Here is a 14,937-nt window from a genome sequence, read left to right as displayed (position 1 = left end):
CGGGACACCGCTTGGTGGGTTACGCGGCTGTCCGGTGCGGAGCGGGTAGGCGGATCGAGCGAACGCTGCTATCCCAGCCTACGGTTCGGGGCCGCTTCGCCGCTGTCGAATGCACGCGTCGTTTTCGTAGGGCGGGTGCAACCCGCGAACGGATAAGTCAGTGATCAGCCTCCCGGACGCGCCACCAGGCCTTTCAGCAGCGCCTGGTGGAAGCGCTCAGGCGCCTGGATCTGCGGGGAATGGCCCAGGTCGGGAAAGGTCACCAGCACCGCGCCGGGAATCCGCGCGGCGGCTTCCCTGGCCAGTTTCGGGTAATTGCCGAGCTGGCTGCGCAACGCCTCGGGGGCCGCGTCCTTGCCGATCGCGGTGGTGTCTTTTTCGCCGATGATCAGCAGGGTCGGCACCTCGATCCGCTCCAGTTCGTAGTACACCGGCTGGGTCTGGATCATGTCGTAGGTGAGCGCTGAGCTCCAGGCGATGGCTTCGCGCCCCGGTCCGTTGAACATCCCGGCCTGCATTTGCACCCACTTGTCCCATTCCGGGTGCCATTGTCCGGCGTAGTAGGTGCTCCGCTGGTAGCTGCGGATGCTCCCGGCGGTGGTGTTCAGCTCGCGGGCGTACCACTCGTCCACGCGGCGATAGGGTACGCCCTTGGCTTTCCAGTCCTCCAGGCCGATGGGATCGACCAGCACCAGCTGCTCCAACTGCTGCGGATACATCAGGGCGTAGCGGGTGGCGAGCATGCCGCCCATGGAGTGGCCGAGCAGGCTGAAGCGCTCGATGCCCAGACTTTGCAGCAGTGCGTGGGTGTTGCTCGCCAGTTGCTGGAAGCTGTACTGGTAGTGCTCGGGCTTGCTCGATTTGCAGAAGCCGATCTGGTCCGGCACCACCACCCGGTAGCCGGCGCCGGTGAGTGCCCTGATCGTGCCTTCCCAGGTCGCGGCGCAGAAATTCTTGCCATGCAGCAGCACCAGCACGCCGCCGTTCGGGCGTTCGGGCAGCACGTCCATGTAGGCCATCTGGCGTTTGCCGTCCTGGGATTCGAACTCGAAATGCTGGACCGGGTAGGGATAGTCGAAGCCTTCGAGCTGGGCGCCGTAACTCGGCGTTTCCGCCCTAACGGTGGCGGCGGCGCACAGCACGAGCGCAGGTAACCAGCGTCTGTACATGATGTCGTTCCTTATCCGAAGTGAGCGTTACGCCTGTTTGTGAACCTGTGGCGGCGCTTCGGTTCGAGCGATGGCGCTTCGGCCTGCCAGGACGCCCCTGGCAGGCCAGCAACGCCGACGAAAGGTCATCTATCTCAACCTGTACAGGAATTCGATAATCGAGAATTCGTGTAGGATTTTCCTCTGTGTCACCCTACGCCGGTATATTTATCAGGCGGTTGCAGCGTGATGCAGCACGCATCGATCATTCCGGCCGTAGGCGAATCGACCCGTTCGAGTCCGTTCCGGCTCCGTGAGAGGAACGCCCTTGTACCCCAGTGAACGTGCAGCCGCGCTGGCCAGCGCCAGCGAAGTCTGTGCCCGAGAACCCATCCACATCCCCGGCAGCATTCAGCCGCATGGATTCCTGCTGGTGTTCGAGGCGTCCGACCTCAAGGTCATTCAGGCCAGCGAAAACGTTGCCGACCTGCTCGGCGTCGAGGTCGCCGGATTGCTCGGCCGCCACTTCGACGAGCTGCTGGAAGATGCCGCACGGCTGCGCGGCAAGCTCGATTCGCTGGCCAGTGAGGACCGCAATCCGTTTCACCTCGCCGATGTGACGTTCCGGGTCGGCGATCCGGGCCCGGCGTTCGCCCTGATGGTGCATCGCCACGACGGCGTGCTGATCACCGAGTTCGAGGCCGTGGACGATGGCACCGCCGCCTACCTGGACCTCTATCCGCTGGTGCGCACCTTCGTCACGCGCCTGCAGGAAACGCCCACCGCCGAACTGCTCTGCCAACTGGCGGTGACCGAGGTCAAGCGCATGACCGGTTTTGGGCGGGTCAACGCCTATCGCTTCGACGCCCTCGGCAACGGTGTGGTGATCGCCGAGGATGCTGATCCGGGCTACCCGCGCTACCTCGGCCTGCATTTCCCCGCCTCGGACATTCCGCAGCAGGCGCGCGCGCTCTACTGCGCCAACCGCATCCGCGTGATCGGCGATGCCGACTATCGGCCGTCGCCGATCCTGCCGCCGCTCAACCCCGTCAGTGGCCAGCCGCTGGACCTGAGTTACGCCGCGCTGCGCAGCGTTTCGCCGGTGCACGTGCAGTACATGAAGAACATGGGCACCCGCGCCTCGATGTCGATATCCGTCGTCGTCGACGGCGCGCTCTGGGGGCTGATTTCCTGCCACGACGCCGCGCCGCAGCGGGTGGGTTTCCAGACCCGTACCGCCTGCGAAATGCTCGGCCGCATCCTGTCGCTGCAGATCGAAGCCAAGGAAACCCACGCCAACGCCGACAGGCGGCTCAAGCTGCGCGAGCACATCGTGCAGATGCTCTCGCTGATGGCCGATCGCGAACGTGGCAGCGTCGCCGAGGGACTGCTGGCGGCACCGGACGTGCTTCTTGGTTTCGCCCGCGCCAGCGGTGCGGCCATCGTCCTCGCCAACCGCTGCGAGCTGATCGGCGAGACGCCGCCGCGCGAAGCCGTGGAGGCGCTGGTGCGCTGGCTGGCCGAGAGGGAGGTCGGCGAGGAATTCCACACCCATAACGTCGGGCGCGACATCGCCGAACTGACTGAGTTGAGCCGGTACGCCGGCGGGCTGCTGGCGGTGTCGCTCTCCGAGCTGCACTCGCATTACCTGATCTGGTTCCGCCCGGAGCTGGTGCGCACGGTCAACTGGGCCGGAAAGCCTGAGAAACACCTCGGGCAAGGCGGCGCGCTGAACCCGCGGCACAGCTTCGAAAGCTGGCAGGAAACCGTTTTCGGCCAGTCGCTCGGCTGGGACCGGCTGGAAATCGACAGCGCGCTGGAGCTGCGCAATGCGGTGCTTGGCATCGTCCTGCGCAAGGCCGAAGAGCTGGCCCAGCTGGCCGGCGAGCTGAAGAAGTCCAACCGCGAGTTGGAGGCGTTCTCCTACAGCGTTTCCCACGACCTGCGCGCGCCGCTGCGCCATATCGCCGGCTACGCCGAGTTGCTCGGCGAGGTCGAGGGCGGGCGCCTGACCGACAGCGGCATGCGCTTCCTCGCCAATATCAGCGAGTCGGCGCGCTTCGCCGGCACCCTGGTGGACAACCTGCTGAGCTTTTCCCAGATGGGCCGTGCCGCACTGCACCTGTCGGACGTCAACCTGCCGGCGCTGGTCGACTCGATCCGCCAGGAGATGCTTCCGGATTACCAGGGCCGCACGGTGGAGTGGCACGTCCAGCCGCTGCCGATCCTGATCGCCGATGCGGCGTTCATTCACCTGGCGCTGCGCAACCTGTTGTCCAATGCGATCAAGTACAGCCGCACCCGCGACGTCGCGGTAATCGAGGTGGGCGCCGAGGAACACCCCGACGAACATTGGGTCTATGTGCGCGACAATGGTGTCGGCTTCGACATGGAATACGCCGGCAAGCTGTTCGGCGTGTTCCAGCGCATGCACCGCATGGAAGAGTTCGAAGGCACGGGTATCGGCCTGGCCAGCGTGCGCCGCATCATCGAGCGGCACGACGGACGGGTCTGGGCGGAAAGCCGGCCGGACCAGGGGGCGACCTTCTATTTCGCGCTGCCCAAACGAATACATGCCCGCGTTTCACGCTGAGAGGTGATTCAAGCAAATGCTCAAACCTATCCTGTTGGTCGAGGATAACCCGCACGATCTCGAGCTGACCCTGGTCGCGCTCGAGCGCAGCCAGCTCGCCAACGAGGTCATCGTGCTGCGTGATGGCGCAGAGGCACTGGATTACCTGTTTCGCCGCGGTGCTCACAAGGACCGCGGTGAAGGCAATCCCGCGGTGCTCCTGCTGGACCTGAAACTTCCCAAGGTGGACGGCCTCGAGGTGCTCGAGGCGGTACGCAACGCCGAGCCGCTGCGCAGCATGCCGGTGGTGATGCTGACCTCCTCCCGCGAGGAGCCCGACCTGCAGCGCGCCTACGGGCTGGGGGTGAACGCCTACGTGGTCAAGCCGGTCGAGTTCAAGGATTTCGTCGCCGCGATTTCCGACCTGGGCATCTTCTGGGCGGTGCTCAACGAACCGCCGCCTGGCTCCGCGCGCCTGGCGCGTCGGCGCACGCCCCGTTCCGGTGGCGACGAGCAATGAGCAGGCCGCCGCGCGCAGCGGCGTGTTCAGCTGTAGTTCCGCCGCCTGTGGCCGGCATTTCCGAGGTACCGAAGTTGGCGGTGATCGATGTCCGCTAGACCGTTGAAGATGCTTTTCGTCGAGGACAGCCCGCATGACGCGGAACTGACCCTGGCGACCCTGACGCGGCACGGCTTCCAGGTCGACTGGACCCTGGTGCACAGTCATCAGGGCGTCGAGCAGGCGCTGCGCGCCGACAGCTTCGACCTGATCCTTTCCGACTTCCTGCTGCCGGGTTCCTCCGGCATGCAGGCGCTGCAGGTTGCGCGTCGTCTCGCACCGGAAATCCCGTTCCTGTTCCTCTCCGGCATCTTCGGCGAGGAACACGCGGTCGAGATGATGCGCCTGGGCGCCGTCGACTACGTGCTCAAGCAGAACCTCACCTTCCTGCCCAAGGCCATCGAACGCGCGATGGCGGAAGTCTCCGAGCGTCGCGAACGGCGCCGCGCCGAGGACGCGTTGCATGAGGTCGAGCTGCGCGCCGACCTCGCCATCGAAGCGGCGCGCCTCGGCCTGTGGGACTACCGGCCGCAGACCGATACGCTGATCTGGGACGCGCGCTGCAAGGCGCTGTATGGCCTGCCCAGCGGCAAGCAGGTGCGCGACATGGCTTCGTTTCTCGACGCCTGCGATCCGGCCGATCGCGAGCGCCTGCATGAGCAGGTGACGCGCACGCTGTCGCGCGACAGTGGCGACGAGCTGAGCGTCGAGTACCGCATCCAGGTAGCGGGCGCGGTGCGCTGGCTGTCGATCCGCGGGCGCGCCTCCTTCGAGGACGGTCGCTGCGTGCGCCTGATCGGCGTGCTGCAGGACATCAGCGAACAGAAGCAGGTGACCCTGGCGCTGCAGGAGCTGAACCAGACCCTCGGCGAACGCGTCGAGCGGCGCACGCGCGAGCGCGATCGCACCTGGGATCTGTCACGCGAGCTGCTCGCGGTGATGCGCTTCGACCTCACACCCATCGCCCTCAACCCGGCCTGGCACGAAACCCTGGGCTGGTCGCGGGAGGAATTCCTGCAGGGGCCGCTGTGGCATCTGCTGCATCCCGAGGATGTCGCCAGCACCCGCGCCGAGGCGCAGCGCATCGCCGACGGGTACGTTTCAACGCGCTTCGTCAACCGCCTGCGCCACGCCGACGGCGGCTATCGCTGGATGTCCTGGACGGTGGTGCCGGAGCAGAGCCTGATGTACGCCGCGGTGCGCGACATCACCAGCGAGCGCGAGGCCCTGGACGAGCTCGCCAGCAGCAACCGCCAACTGCTCGAACAGATCGCCGAGCGCGAGCGCGTCGAGGCCGCCCTGCAGCAGATGCAGCGCCTGGAAGCGGTCGGCCAGCTGACCGCGGGCGTAGCCCACGACTTCAACAATCTGCTGACGGTGATCCTCGCCAGCGGCTCCTTCCTGGCCCGCGATCTGCCGGCGACGCCCGAGTTCGACAAGGCGCGCCAGCGCCTGCAGAACATCCGCGAGGCGGGCGAGCGCGGCGCCAAGCTCACCGGGCAGCTGCTGGCCTTCTCGCGTCGCCAGCGGTTGACCCCGGAGCCGGTGGACCTCAACGACACCGTGCGCGGCATGCTCGAGCTGTTGAGAAGCACGCTCGGTGGCAGTGTGCTGATCGAGACCGAACTGGCCGAAAGCCTGCGCCTGGCACTGGTCGATCCGACGCAGTTGGAACTGATCATCCTCAACCTGGCGATCAATGCGCGCGACGCCATGGCGATGGGCGGCACCCTCTGCCTGAGCACCCGGCGCGAACGGGTCGAAACGCCGCCGCTGGGTGCCGAGGACCCGGAACCGGGCGACTACGTGGTGCTGTCGGTGCGCGACTCGGGCACCGGGATGAGCGACGAGGTGCTGGCCAAGGCGTTCGAGCCGTTCTTCACCACCAAGGATGTCGGCAAGGGTTCCGGGCTGGGCCTCGCCCAGGTATTCGGCTTCGCCAAGCAGTCGGGCGGCGGCGCGCGGATCGATACCCGCCTCGGTGCCGGTACCACGGTGAGCGTCTATCTGCCCTGCGCGCCGGAGGAGACGCTCGAGGCGCCGCCGTCATCGGCCGAGACCGTGCATGACGAGGCGCAGGGCCAGGCGTGCCGGGTGCTGCTGGTGGATGACGACCCCAACGTGCGCGCGGTGACCGCGATGCTGCTGGACGACCTCGGCTACCGGGTGGTCGAGGCCGACAGTGGCGTGCAGGCGCTGGAGCTGCTCGACGAGCACATCGACATTCTCCTCGCCGATTTCGCGATGCCCGGCATGAACGGTGCGGACGTGGCGCGCGCGGTGCGCCGGCGCTTCCCGGACATGCCGGTGGTGTTCATCACCGGTTACGCCGAGCTGGGTGGGCTGGACGTGGAGAACGCCCTGATCGTGCCCAAGCCGTTTCGCGGCGAGGAACTGTCGGCGAAGCTCAATGCGGCGCTGTTGTCCGCCGAATCGCGCGCCGACGGCTGATCGCGCGGGGGCCGCTTCTTCAGGCGCGGGTGTCGCTCAGGCTGGCGAGAAAGCTCGGCACGTCTGCAGCGCCGGCCTGGCGTAGGGCACGGCCCAGCGCATCGGCGGCGGCTTCCTCGCGCGGCAGCAGCAGCCATTCCGGCGTTCCGGGCGGGCTGATCTGGTCGAGGCGCGCGTAGGGCGTGCCGCTGCTCAGCAGCAGGTCCATGAATTGGGGATGTGCCCAGGCCTGCTCCGGCAGCGCGAGCACGTGGAAGGCTGCGTCCAGCGCCGCGAGTCCGGCTGGGTTCAGCCGGTAGTGCTGGCGGATCGCCGGAAGGATCACCTGCAGCCCACGCCGGCGCGCATAGGCCAGCGCCACGCCGAAGGCCGCTACCTGCTGGTGGCCACCCCAGTACAACCGGTTGCCGTGCCAGTCGGCCTGGCGCACCTCGATCTGCTGGCCGCTGAGGTAGCGAGGCAGGGCCAGGCTGATCGCCTTGACGAAATCCTTGTAGCTGATGATGCGCACCGCGCGCCCGGCCGGCGTTGTCGCGAAATCTTCCAGATGCGCAAGCGGGGGGTGCTCGCCGCGCGGCGCGCAGACGCCGTCCAGTTCGCGCAGGTCGAAGGCCTCGCTCTCCAGGCTCTGCAGCTCGACGCAGCGCACCAGCAGCGCGTGGGCTTGCGCCTTGACCTGCTGCACCGGACCAGAGAGCGCGCCGCGCGGCAGGTCGAACAGGCGTTCCAGCGGCGGGCCGTCCTGCCACCAGATACTGTCCTCCGGTCGCTGCAGCGCCTTGAATGGCAGATGCTCCAGCCCGGCGTGCTCGAGTCGCGGGCGCTGCCGGCCGCCCAGGCCCAAACGCTGCGCAAACTGGGACAGGCGCATGGCGAAGGAGGGTGGTTCGGGCACGGACATGGCGGCGCTTCTACTCCCGTAATGGCCGCAGTTTGGCTATGGACGGCGGGTTGACGCTACAACAATCTTTTGACGTCGGAGAGTCGATTCTTCCCGGATGAAGCGCTGTGGCACACTTCGCGAAACCGATCCCACGGACACGCCATGCAGCGCATCCTGCTCGACATCCACATCCCTGCCGACCGCCTGCTGGCGCTCTATCAGGGCCGCGCCAACCGCATCCTGCTCAAGGCTCGGGACGGCCGGAGCGTGAGCCTGCCGGCTCATCACCTGCGGCCGTATTTCGTCCATGACGGCGTGCACGGCGCCTTCGAGCTACAGGTGAGCGATTCCGGCGAGCTGCTGGAGCTACGGCGCCTCGCTTGAAGGTCGCCGCCCCGGCTATAATCCGCGGCTCGCTCACGACCCGAAGCCCGCCCAATGTATACCCTGGCTCGCGACCTGCTGTTCAGACTCTCCCCGGAAACCTCCCATGACCTGTCCCTGGACCTGATCGGTGCAGGCGGGCGGCTGGGCATCAATCGCCTGCTGACCAAGCCGCCGGCAAAACTGCCGGTGTCGGTGATGGGTCTGGAGTTTCCCAATCCGGTGGGCCTGGCCGCGGGTCTGGACAAGAACGGCGATGCCATCGACGGGTTCGCCCAGCTGGGTTTCGGTTTCGTCGAGATCGGCACCATCACGCCGCGTCCGCAGCCGGGCAACCCCAAGCCACGGCTGTTCCGCCTGCAGGAAGCCGAGGCGATCATCAACCGCATGGGCTTCAACAACCGCGGCGTCGACTACCTGTTGCAGCGGGTCGCCGCGGCGAAGTTCGACGGCATCCTCGGCATCAACATCGGCAAGAACTTCGACACGCCGGTCGAGCGCGCGGTGGACGACTACCTGATCTGCCTGGACAAGGTCTACGCCCACGCCAGCTACGTGACGGTCAACGTCAGCTCGCCGAACACGCCGGGGCTGCGCAGCCTGCAGTTCGGCGACTCGCTCAAGCAGTTGCTCGAGGCCCTGCGCCAGCGCCAAGAAGACCTGACGGCGAAGCACGGCAAACGCGTGCCGCTGGCGATCAAGATCGCCCCGGACATGACCGACGAGGAAACCGTGCTGGTCGCCGAGGCGCTGCGCGATGGGGGCATGGACGCGGTGATCGCCACCAACACCACGCTCGGCCGCGAAGGCGTCGAAGGGTTGCAGCACGGCGACGAGGCGGGCGGGTTGTCCGGCGCTCCGGTACGCGACAAGAGTACGCATACGGTGAAGGTGTTGGCCGGCGAGCTGGGCGGGCGACTGCCGATCATCGCGGTAGGCGGCATCACCGAAGGCAAGCATGCGGCAGAGAAGATCGCCGCCGGCGCCAGCCTGGTGCAGGTCTATTCAGGGTTCATCTACAAGGGCCCGGCGCTGATCCGTGCCGCCGTCGACGCCATTGCGGCGCTGCCCGGCTCGGCTCGCTAGCTTCGGAGCCATGAAAAAGGGCTCCCGAAGGAGCCCTGGGCACTACGCCCGCCGCCCGGATGGGGCGCGCTTCATGAGATGTAATCGATCCTGATCAGCCGACGGCGTGAAGTTCGTTAAGACGATGAATGCCGGCGGTGCCGGTAAATCCATCCCACTGATCGCCACGTCCCTCGCGCCAGCCGTTGATCCAGGCTTGGCGGGTGGCCGCAAGGGTGAAAGGACAAAGGTCGCGGGATTTACCATGAATGCCGTGCTGATAACCACGCAAGAATGCTCGTTCCAACGGATCACGCTTAAGTCTTCTCATAGGGTGTTGCCCTCACTGGTTGACTGTTATATGTCCCGTTGGCCTCGTGGCGAGGCCAGGCAGAATGCGATCTGCCGACGGAGCCGCTGCCGGCGTCGCGGTCTCCTTCCAGCGGCGTTGCACCGATGGGGTAACTGAGTTCTAACCAATGCCCGGAAGCATTGGAATGATCGTTTTGTCATAAGCACGTAATGCTTTTCTGAGTGAGGCCATAAGAACAGGGCGGGTTGGCACCTGACGGCGCATGAAGGCCGGTGCAACCGCGGCAGTAGACGGGGCGCCGACCAGGGCGTTATTGCGAACTACTCTTGCCTGTAAGGGCTCACTATTCCGACGAAGGGTCGTGTACGACCTTTTGCCACTTTCTGACGCGGCAGACACTGTCCGTCATCGACCGCCGCAGGCACCTGGAAACTCATGTCGGACCGTTATGAACTCGTTCTCACCTGCCCCAAGAGCCTCGAAGGGCTGCTACTCGAAGAAGCCACTGCCCTGGGGCTGGAAGAACCGCGCGAACAGACCGCGGCGATTCGCGGTTTCGGCAGCCTGGAGCTGGCCTACACACTGTGCCTCTGGTCGCGCCTGGCCAACCGCGTTCTGCTGGTTCTCGACCGCTTCACGATCAAGGACGCCGAATCGCTGTACGATGGCGTTCATGCCATCGACTGGAGCGAACATCTTCAGCCCGACGGCAGCCTGGCGGTGGAGTTCAGCGGTCATGGTTCGGGCATCGACAACACCCACTTCGGCGCGCTGAAGGTCAAGGATGCGATCGTCGATCGTCTGCGCCAGGCCGACGGCACGCGGCCCTCGGTGGACAAGATCAACCCGCATCTGCGCGTGCACCTGCGCCTGGACCGCGGCGAGGCGATTCTGTCCCTCGACCTGTCTGGGCACAGCCTGCACCAGCGCGGCTACCGCTTGCAGCAGGGCGCGGCGCCGCTGAAGGAAAACCTCGCCGCGGCGGTCCTGATCCGTGCCGGCTGGCCGCGCATCGCCGCCGAGGGCGGAGCGCTGGCGGACCCCATGTGTGGTGTCGGCACCTTCCTGGTGGAGGCAGCGATGATCGCCGCCGACATCGCGCCGAACCTGACCCGCGAGCAGTGGGGCTTCAGCGAATGGCTGGGCCACGTGCCGGCCTTGTGGAAGAAACTGCAGGGCGAAGCCCAGGAGCGTGCCGCCGCCGGCCTGGCACGGCCGCCGCTGTGGATTCGCGGCTACGAGGCCGATCCACGACTGATCCAGCCGGCGCGCAACAACATCGAGCGTGCCGGGCTGGGTGACTGGATCAAGGTCTACCAGGGCGAAGTGGCGACCTTCGAGCCGCGTCCGGACCAGAATCAGAGAGGCCTGGTCATCAGCAACCCGCCCTACGGCGAGCGCCTGGGTGACGAGGCGAGCCTGCTGTACCTCTACCAGAACCTCGGCGAACGTCTGCGCCAGGCGTGCATGGGCTGGGAGGCGGCGGTCTTCACCGGCGCGCCGGACCTTGGCAAGCGCATGGGCATCCGCAGCCACAAGCAGTACGCGTTCTGGAATGGCGCCTTGCCCTGCAAGCTGCTGCTGATCAAGGTGCAGCCGGATCAGTTCGTCACCGGCGAGCGGCGCACGGCGGAGCAGCGTCAGGTCGAACGCGAGCAGGCGCAGGCGTTGGTCGAGGAAACCGCGCAAGCGCCGAAGCTCAACCGGAACGGCAACCCGATCAAACCGACACCGGCGCCCGCGCCGGTGGTCGAGCAGGCTCGTCTGAGCGAAGGCGGGCAGATGTTCGCCAACCGCCTGCAGAAGAACCTCAAGCAACTGGGCAAATGGGCCAGGCGCGAGGGCATCGACTGCTACCGTGTGTATGACGCCGACATGCCGGAGTACGCCCTGGCCGTCGATCTGTACCACGACTGGGTGCACGTACAGGAATACGCCGCGCCCAAGTCGATCGATCCGGAAAAGGCCCAGGCCCGCCTGTTCGATGCCCTAGCGGCGATCCCGCAGGCGCTGAACATCGACAAGAGCCGGGTGATCATCAAGCGACGCGAGCGCCAGAGCGGCACCAAACAGTACGAGCGGCAGAGCGCCCAGGGCAAATTCGTTGAAGTCAGCGAGGGCGGCGTCAAGTTGCTGGTGAACCTCACCGACTACCTCGACACCGGGCTGTTCCTCGACCACCGCCCGCTGCGCCTGCGCATCCAGCGCGAGGCGGCCGGCAAGCGCTTCCTCAACCTGTTCTGCTACACCGCCACGGCCACCGTGCATGCGGCCAAGGGCGGCGCGCGGACCACCACCAGCGTCGACCTGTCGAAGACCTACCTGGACTGGGCGCGGCGCAACCTGTCGCTCAACGGCTTCTCCGACAAGAACCGCCTGGAGCAGGGCGACGTGATGGCCTGGCTGGCCGCCGACACCAACCAGTACGAGCTGATCTTCATCGACCCGCCGACCTTCTCCAATTCCAAGCGCATGGAGGGCGTGTTCGACGTGCAGCGCGACCATGTGCAGTTGCTGGACCTGGCGATGGCACGCCTGGCGCCCGCTGGCGTAGTCTATTTTTCCAACAATTTCCGCAAGTTCCAGCTCGATGAGGCACTTGCCCAGCGTTACCGGGTGGAGGAAATCAGCGCCGAGACCATCGCCGCCGATTTCGCCCGCAACCCGCGTATCCACCGCGCCTGGCGCCTTCAGCCGTTGAACGGCTGAGCAAACCGCGCCCGGGCAGGCCGACCTCTCCCCAACAGAGTGGTGTATGAAGCGACCGAACGCATTCAAGAAGAATCGGGGCTACATAGATCCAGCCACGGCTGGCTGGATGACCATCGGCGCGTCGCTGATCGTGGGCGCGCTGATCACTGTCGCGGTGTCCATCGTAACGCGTCACTTCTATGAGCAGCAGTTGCAGGAGCGCTTCGAGCTGGCCGCCGTCGAGCGTGCCAGCCTGGCCCGGGAGCGGCTGATCGACCAGACCCAGCGTCTGGACGCGCTGAGGCGGTTCTTCGTTTTTTCCGAGGACGTCGATCGCCGGTCTTTCGAGGGCTACAGCGAGCCACTGCTGAACGACACCTTCGCGCTGACCTGGTATCCGCGCATCGAGGCGAGTGCCCGCGACGCCTTCGAGGCCGCCGTACGCCAGGATGGCGTGGCAGACTTCCGCATCCGCGAGCTCGCCGATCCGGAAGGGGACGATCTGGCGCTGCGCCCGGCCGGCGAACGCGCCGAATACTTTCCCTTGCTCTACAGCGTCTCGCACCAGGCGCCGCGCCGCCCGCTGGGCTTCGACCTGCTGTCCTACGGCTCGCTGCAGCCGCTGCTCGACCGTGCGCGGACGGAGAACCGCACGATCATTTCCGAAAGCATCGCGCTGTTCGGCAGCCGCCGCCCACAGGACCGCGGGCTGCTGATCTTCGCCCCGGTCTACAACGCCACGCCGTCATCGCCGAGCGGGGCGCTGCAGGGCTACGTGGGGGCGCTGGTGAGCCTGCAGAGCCTCATGGAGTCGGGCATCTCCGACAAGAGCCGGCACAACCTGATGGTCGAACTGCTGGACGTGACGGGCGACTCGCCGCAGTCGCTGTACCGTTCCGAGGATCTCGCGGCGCACAGCGAGATGCGTTACGCCTTGCAATTTCCCCTGGATAACCGGCTGTTCGAGCTGAGAATCCAGCCGACCGACCTGTTCATGCAGGCCAACCAGTCGCCGCTGGTGATCTGGGTGGTGCTGTTCGGCATCGTCCTCACGCTGCTGATCAGTGCCTTTCTCTACAGCCTGGTCAACCAGCGCCAGCGCGCCCTGGCGCTGGTCACCGAGCGCACCGCCGACCTGCGGGCTCGCGAGCAGGAGCTGGCGGCCAGCGAACGGCGCTGGAGCTTCGCCCTGGACGGCTCGGGCGACGGGGTCTGGGACTGGGACATGCGCACCGACACCATGTTCTTCTCCGGCGCCTGGAAGAGCGGGCTGGGTTATGCGGAGGAAGACATCGGTAGCGGCTTGGACGAGTGGAGCAAGCGGGTGCACCCGGACGACCTGCCGCGCGCGGTGGACACCCTGCAGCGGCATTTCGACGGCGAGCTGCCGAGCTACCTGTGCGAATACCGCATGCTGCGTCGCGACGGCACCTGGGCCTGGATTCTGGACCGCGGCAAGGTGGTCGAGCGCGACGCCGAGGGCAAACCCACCCGCGCCATCGGCACGCATTCCGATGTCAGTTGGCGCAAGGCGGCGGAGCTGGAACTGGCGCGCGCCCACGGCCAGTTGAGCGGACTGCTGGACGCGGCGACCCAGGTGTCCATCGTCGCGACGGACATGCAGGGCCAGGTGATGACGTTCAACGTCGGCGCCCAGCGCATGCTTGGCTATTCGGCGCAGGAAGCCGTCGGCCAACTGAGCGTGCTGCAATTGCATGATCCCGAAGAACTGCAGCGGCGGGCCGAGGAACTCGGCCAACAGCTGGGCAGGCCGGTGGAACCCCTGGAGGCCATCGCCTTCGAGGTGCTCCGGGAGAATCGCCATGACGAGCGCGAATGGACGTTCGTTCGCCGCGACGGCAGCAGGCTCACCGTCAACCTGGTCCTCACCGGCATTCGCGACGAGGCGGGCACGCTGGTCGGCATTCTCGGCATCGCCACCGACATCACCGAGCGGCGTCGCGTGCGCGCGGCGCTCGAGGCGCGCGATCAGTTGCTGGAGAAACTCAGCTCGCGGGTGCCGGGGGTGATCTATCAGTACCAGTTGAACCCGGATGGCACCGCCAGCTATCCCTACGTCAGCGCGGGAATCCGCGAGGTCTACGAGATCGAGCCCGAGGCGTTGCGCCGGGATGCATCGCTGATTCACGAGCGCGTGCATCCGGACGACCGGGCGCGGGTCGATGAGTCCATCCAGCGTTCGGCCGAACGCCTGAGCTTCTGGACCGAGGACTACCGCGCGCTGCTGCCCGGCAAAGGATTGCGCTGGTTCCGCGCCGAGGCGCTGCCCGAGCGGCTGGCGGACGGCGCGGTGCTCTGGCACGGCTACCTCTCCGACATCACCGGCCTCAAGCTGGTCGAACAGGAGCTGCGCGAGCTGTCGATCACCGACTCGCTCACCGGCGTGTATAACCGCCGCTACTTCCAGCAGCAGCTGGAAATCCAGATCGTGCGTCTGCAGCGCCATCCCGGCGCGCTGTCGGTGGTGATGCTGGACATCGATCGCTTCAAGCAGATCAACGACCAGTTCGGTCACGGCACCGGGGACCTGGTGCTCAAGCGGATCAGCCAGCGCATCGGCCAGCGGGTGCGGCGCAGCGACGTGTTCTGCCGTCTTGGCGGCGAAGAGTTCGCCGTGCTCTGCCCGGATACCGATCTGCAACAGGCGGAAATCCTCGCCCGCGCGTTGCTCGAAGAGCTACGCCGCGATCCGGTCGAGGGCGTGGGCGTGGCCACCGCCAGTTTCGGCGTGGCCCTGTGGCAGGCGGGAGAGGACGCCGACGCGTTGCTGCGCCGGGCGGACGCGGGCGTCTACGCGGCGAAGCAGGCGGGAAGGGATCGGGTGGTGGTGAACTACGGTTGAGCAGCAGG

10 protein-coding genes are annotated in these 14,937 nt (G+C 66.5%); 7 read left to right on the top strand and 3 right to left on the bottom strand.

Annotated elements, in window-relative coordinates; genetic code table 11:
• Positions 1 to 164: 164 nt before the first annotated feature.
• Positions 165 to 1,169: an alpha/beta fold hydrolase gene (locus tag BLV15_RS19365; protein WP_090231339.1), complete on the bottom strand. Its 1,005-nt coding sequence runs from the start codon at positions 1,167 to 1,169 to the stop codon at positions 165 to 167.
• Positions 1,170 to 1,476: 307 nt separating this feature from the next.
• Here BLV15_RS19365 and BLV15_RS19360 point away from each other — a divergent pair, with 307 nt between their 5' ends.
• From BLV15_RS19360 to BLV15_RS19350, 3 genes are all read left to right on the top strand, one after another.
• Positions 1,477 to 3,741, top strand: a complete 2,265-nt coding sequence (locus BLV15_RS19360; RefSeq protein WP_090231338.1) for an ATP-binding protein — start codon at positions 1,477 to 1,479, stop codon at positions 3,739 to 3,741.
• 16 nt (positions 3,742 to 3,757) lie between these two features.
• On the top strand, positions 3,758 to 4,240 hold the full coding sequence (locus BLV15_RS19355) for a response regulator (protein ID WP_090231337.1): 483 nt from the start codon (positions 3,758 to 3,760) through the stop codon (positions 4,238 to 4,240).
• Positions 4,241 to 4,327: 87 nt separating this feature from the next.
• Entirely contained in the window at positions 4,328 to 6,730 is a 2,403-nt protein-coding gene (locus tag BLV15_RS19350; protein ID WP_090231336.1) for a hybrid sensor histidine kinase/response regulator, read from the top strand.
• 19 nt (positions 6,731 to 6,749) lie between these two features.
• Here BLV15_RS19350 and BLV15_RS19345 read toward each other — a convergent pair whose 3' ends face one another.
• The gene (locus BLV15_RS19345; RefSeq protein ID WP_090231335.1) at positions 6,750 to 7,631 is read right to left on the bottom strand and encodes a DUF6685 family protein; all 882 of its coding nucleotides are present in this window, start codon (positions 7,629 to 7,631) and stop codon (positions 6,750 to 6,752) included.
• Positions 7,632 to 7,775: 144 nt separating this feature from the next.
• On the opposite strand from BLV15_RS19345, the gene BLV15_RS19340 reads away from it, so the two are divergent.
• Both BLV15_RS19340 and BLV15_RS19335 read left to right on the top strand, forming a co-directional pair.
• Positions 7,776 to 7,997, top strand: a complete 222-nt coding sequence (locus BLV15_RS19340) for a DUF2835 domain-containing protein (protein ID WP_090231334.1) — start codon at positions 7,776 to 7,778, stop codon at positions 7,995 to 7,997.
• Positions 7,998 to 8,051: 54 nt separating this feature from the next.
• The gene (locus BLV15_RS19335; RefSeq protein WP_090231333.1) at positions 8,052 to 9,083 is read left to right on the top strand and encodes a quinone-dependent dihydroorotate dehydrogenase; all 1,032 of its coding nucleotides are present in this window, start codon (positions 8,052 to 8,054) and stop codon (positions 9,081 to 9,083) included.
• Positions 9,084 to 9,177: 94 nt separating this feature from the next.
• On the opposite strand, the gene rmf is transcribed toward BLV15_RS19335, so the two are convergent.
• Positions 9,178 to 9,393, bottom strand: coding sequence for a ribosome modulation factor (gene rmf, locus BLV15_RS19330; protein ID WP_090231332.1), 216 nt, complete (start codon positions 9,391 to 9,393; stop codon positions 9,178 to 9,180).
• A 417-nt stretch (positions 9,394 to 9,810) separates the two neighbouring features.
• On the opposite strand from rmf, the gene rlmKL reads away from it, so the two are divergent.
• Positions 9,811 to 12,084, top strand: coding sequence for a bifunctional 23S rRNA (guanine(2069)-N(7))-methyltransferase RlmK/23S rRNA (guanine(2445)-N(2))-methyltransferase RlmL (rlmKL, locus tag BLV15_RS19325; protein WP_090231331.1), 2,274 nt, complete (start codon positions 9,811 to 9,813; stop codon positions 12,082 to 12,084).
• Positions 12,085 to 12,130: 46 nt separating this feature from the next.
• A complete protein-coding gene (locus BLV15_RS19320) occupies positions 12,131 to 14,929 on the top strand; it encodes a sensor domain-containing diguanylate cyclase (RefSeq protein ID WP_090231330.1) in 2,799 nt (932 codons plus the stop codon).
• The last annotated feature ends 8 nt before the right edge of the window (positions 14,930 to 14,937 follow it).

This window comes from Pseudomonas kuykendallii, assembly GCF_900106975.1.
Taxonomy (GTDB): domain Bacteria; phylum Pseudomonadota; class Gammaproteobacteria; order Pseudomonadales; family Pseudomonadaceae; genus Pseudomonas_O; species Pseudomonas_O kuykendallii.
Note: the sequence above shows the minus strand (reverse complement) of the source record. Positions and strands in the feature narration are given on the sequence as shown.

Bases quoted from the DNA above. Each gene is read 5' to 3' on its own strand.
- BLV15_RS19365 (WP_090231339.1), bottom strand. From the start codon at position 1,169: ATGTACAGACGCTGGTTACCTGCGCTCGTGCTGTGCGCCGCCGCCACC.
- BLV15_RS19355 (WP_090231337.1), top strand. From the start codon at position 3,758: ATGCTCAAACCTATCCTGTTGGTCGAGGATAACCCGCACGATCTCGAG.
- BLV15_RS19350 (WP_090231336.1), top strand. From the start codon at position 4,328: ATGTCCGCTAGACCGTTGAAGATGCTTTTCGTCGAGGACAGCCCGCAT.
- BLV15_RS19345 (WP_090231335.1), bottom strand. From the start codon at position 7,631: ATGTCCGTGCCCGAACCACCCTCCTTCGCCATGCGCCTGTCCCAGTTT.
- BLV15_RS19340 (WP_090231334.1), top strand. From the start codon at position 7,776: ATGCAGCGCATCCTGCTCGACATCCACATCCCTGCCGACCGCCTGCTG.
- BLV15_RS19335 (WP_090231333.1), top strand. From the start codon at position 8,052: ATGTATACCCTGGCTCGCGACCTGCTGTTCAGACTCTCCCCGGAAACC.
- rmf (WP_090231332.1), bottom strand. From the start codon at position 9,393: ATGAGAAGACTTAAGCGTGATCCGTTGGAACGAGCATTCTTGCGTGGT.
- rlmKL (WP_090231331.1), top strand. From the start codon at position 9,811: ATGTCGGACCGTTATGAACTCGTTCTCACCTGCCCCAAGAGCCTCGAA.
- BLV15_RS19320 (WP_090231330.1), top strand. From the start codon at position 12,131: ATGAAGCGACCGAACGCATTCAAGAAGAATCGGGGCTACATAGATCCA.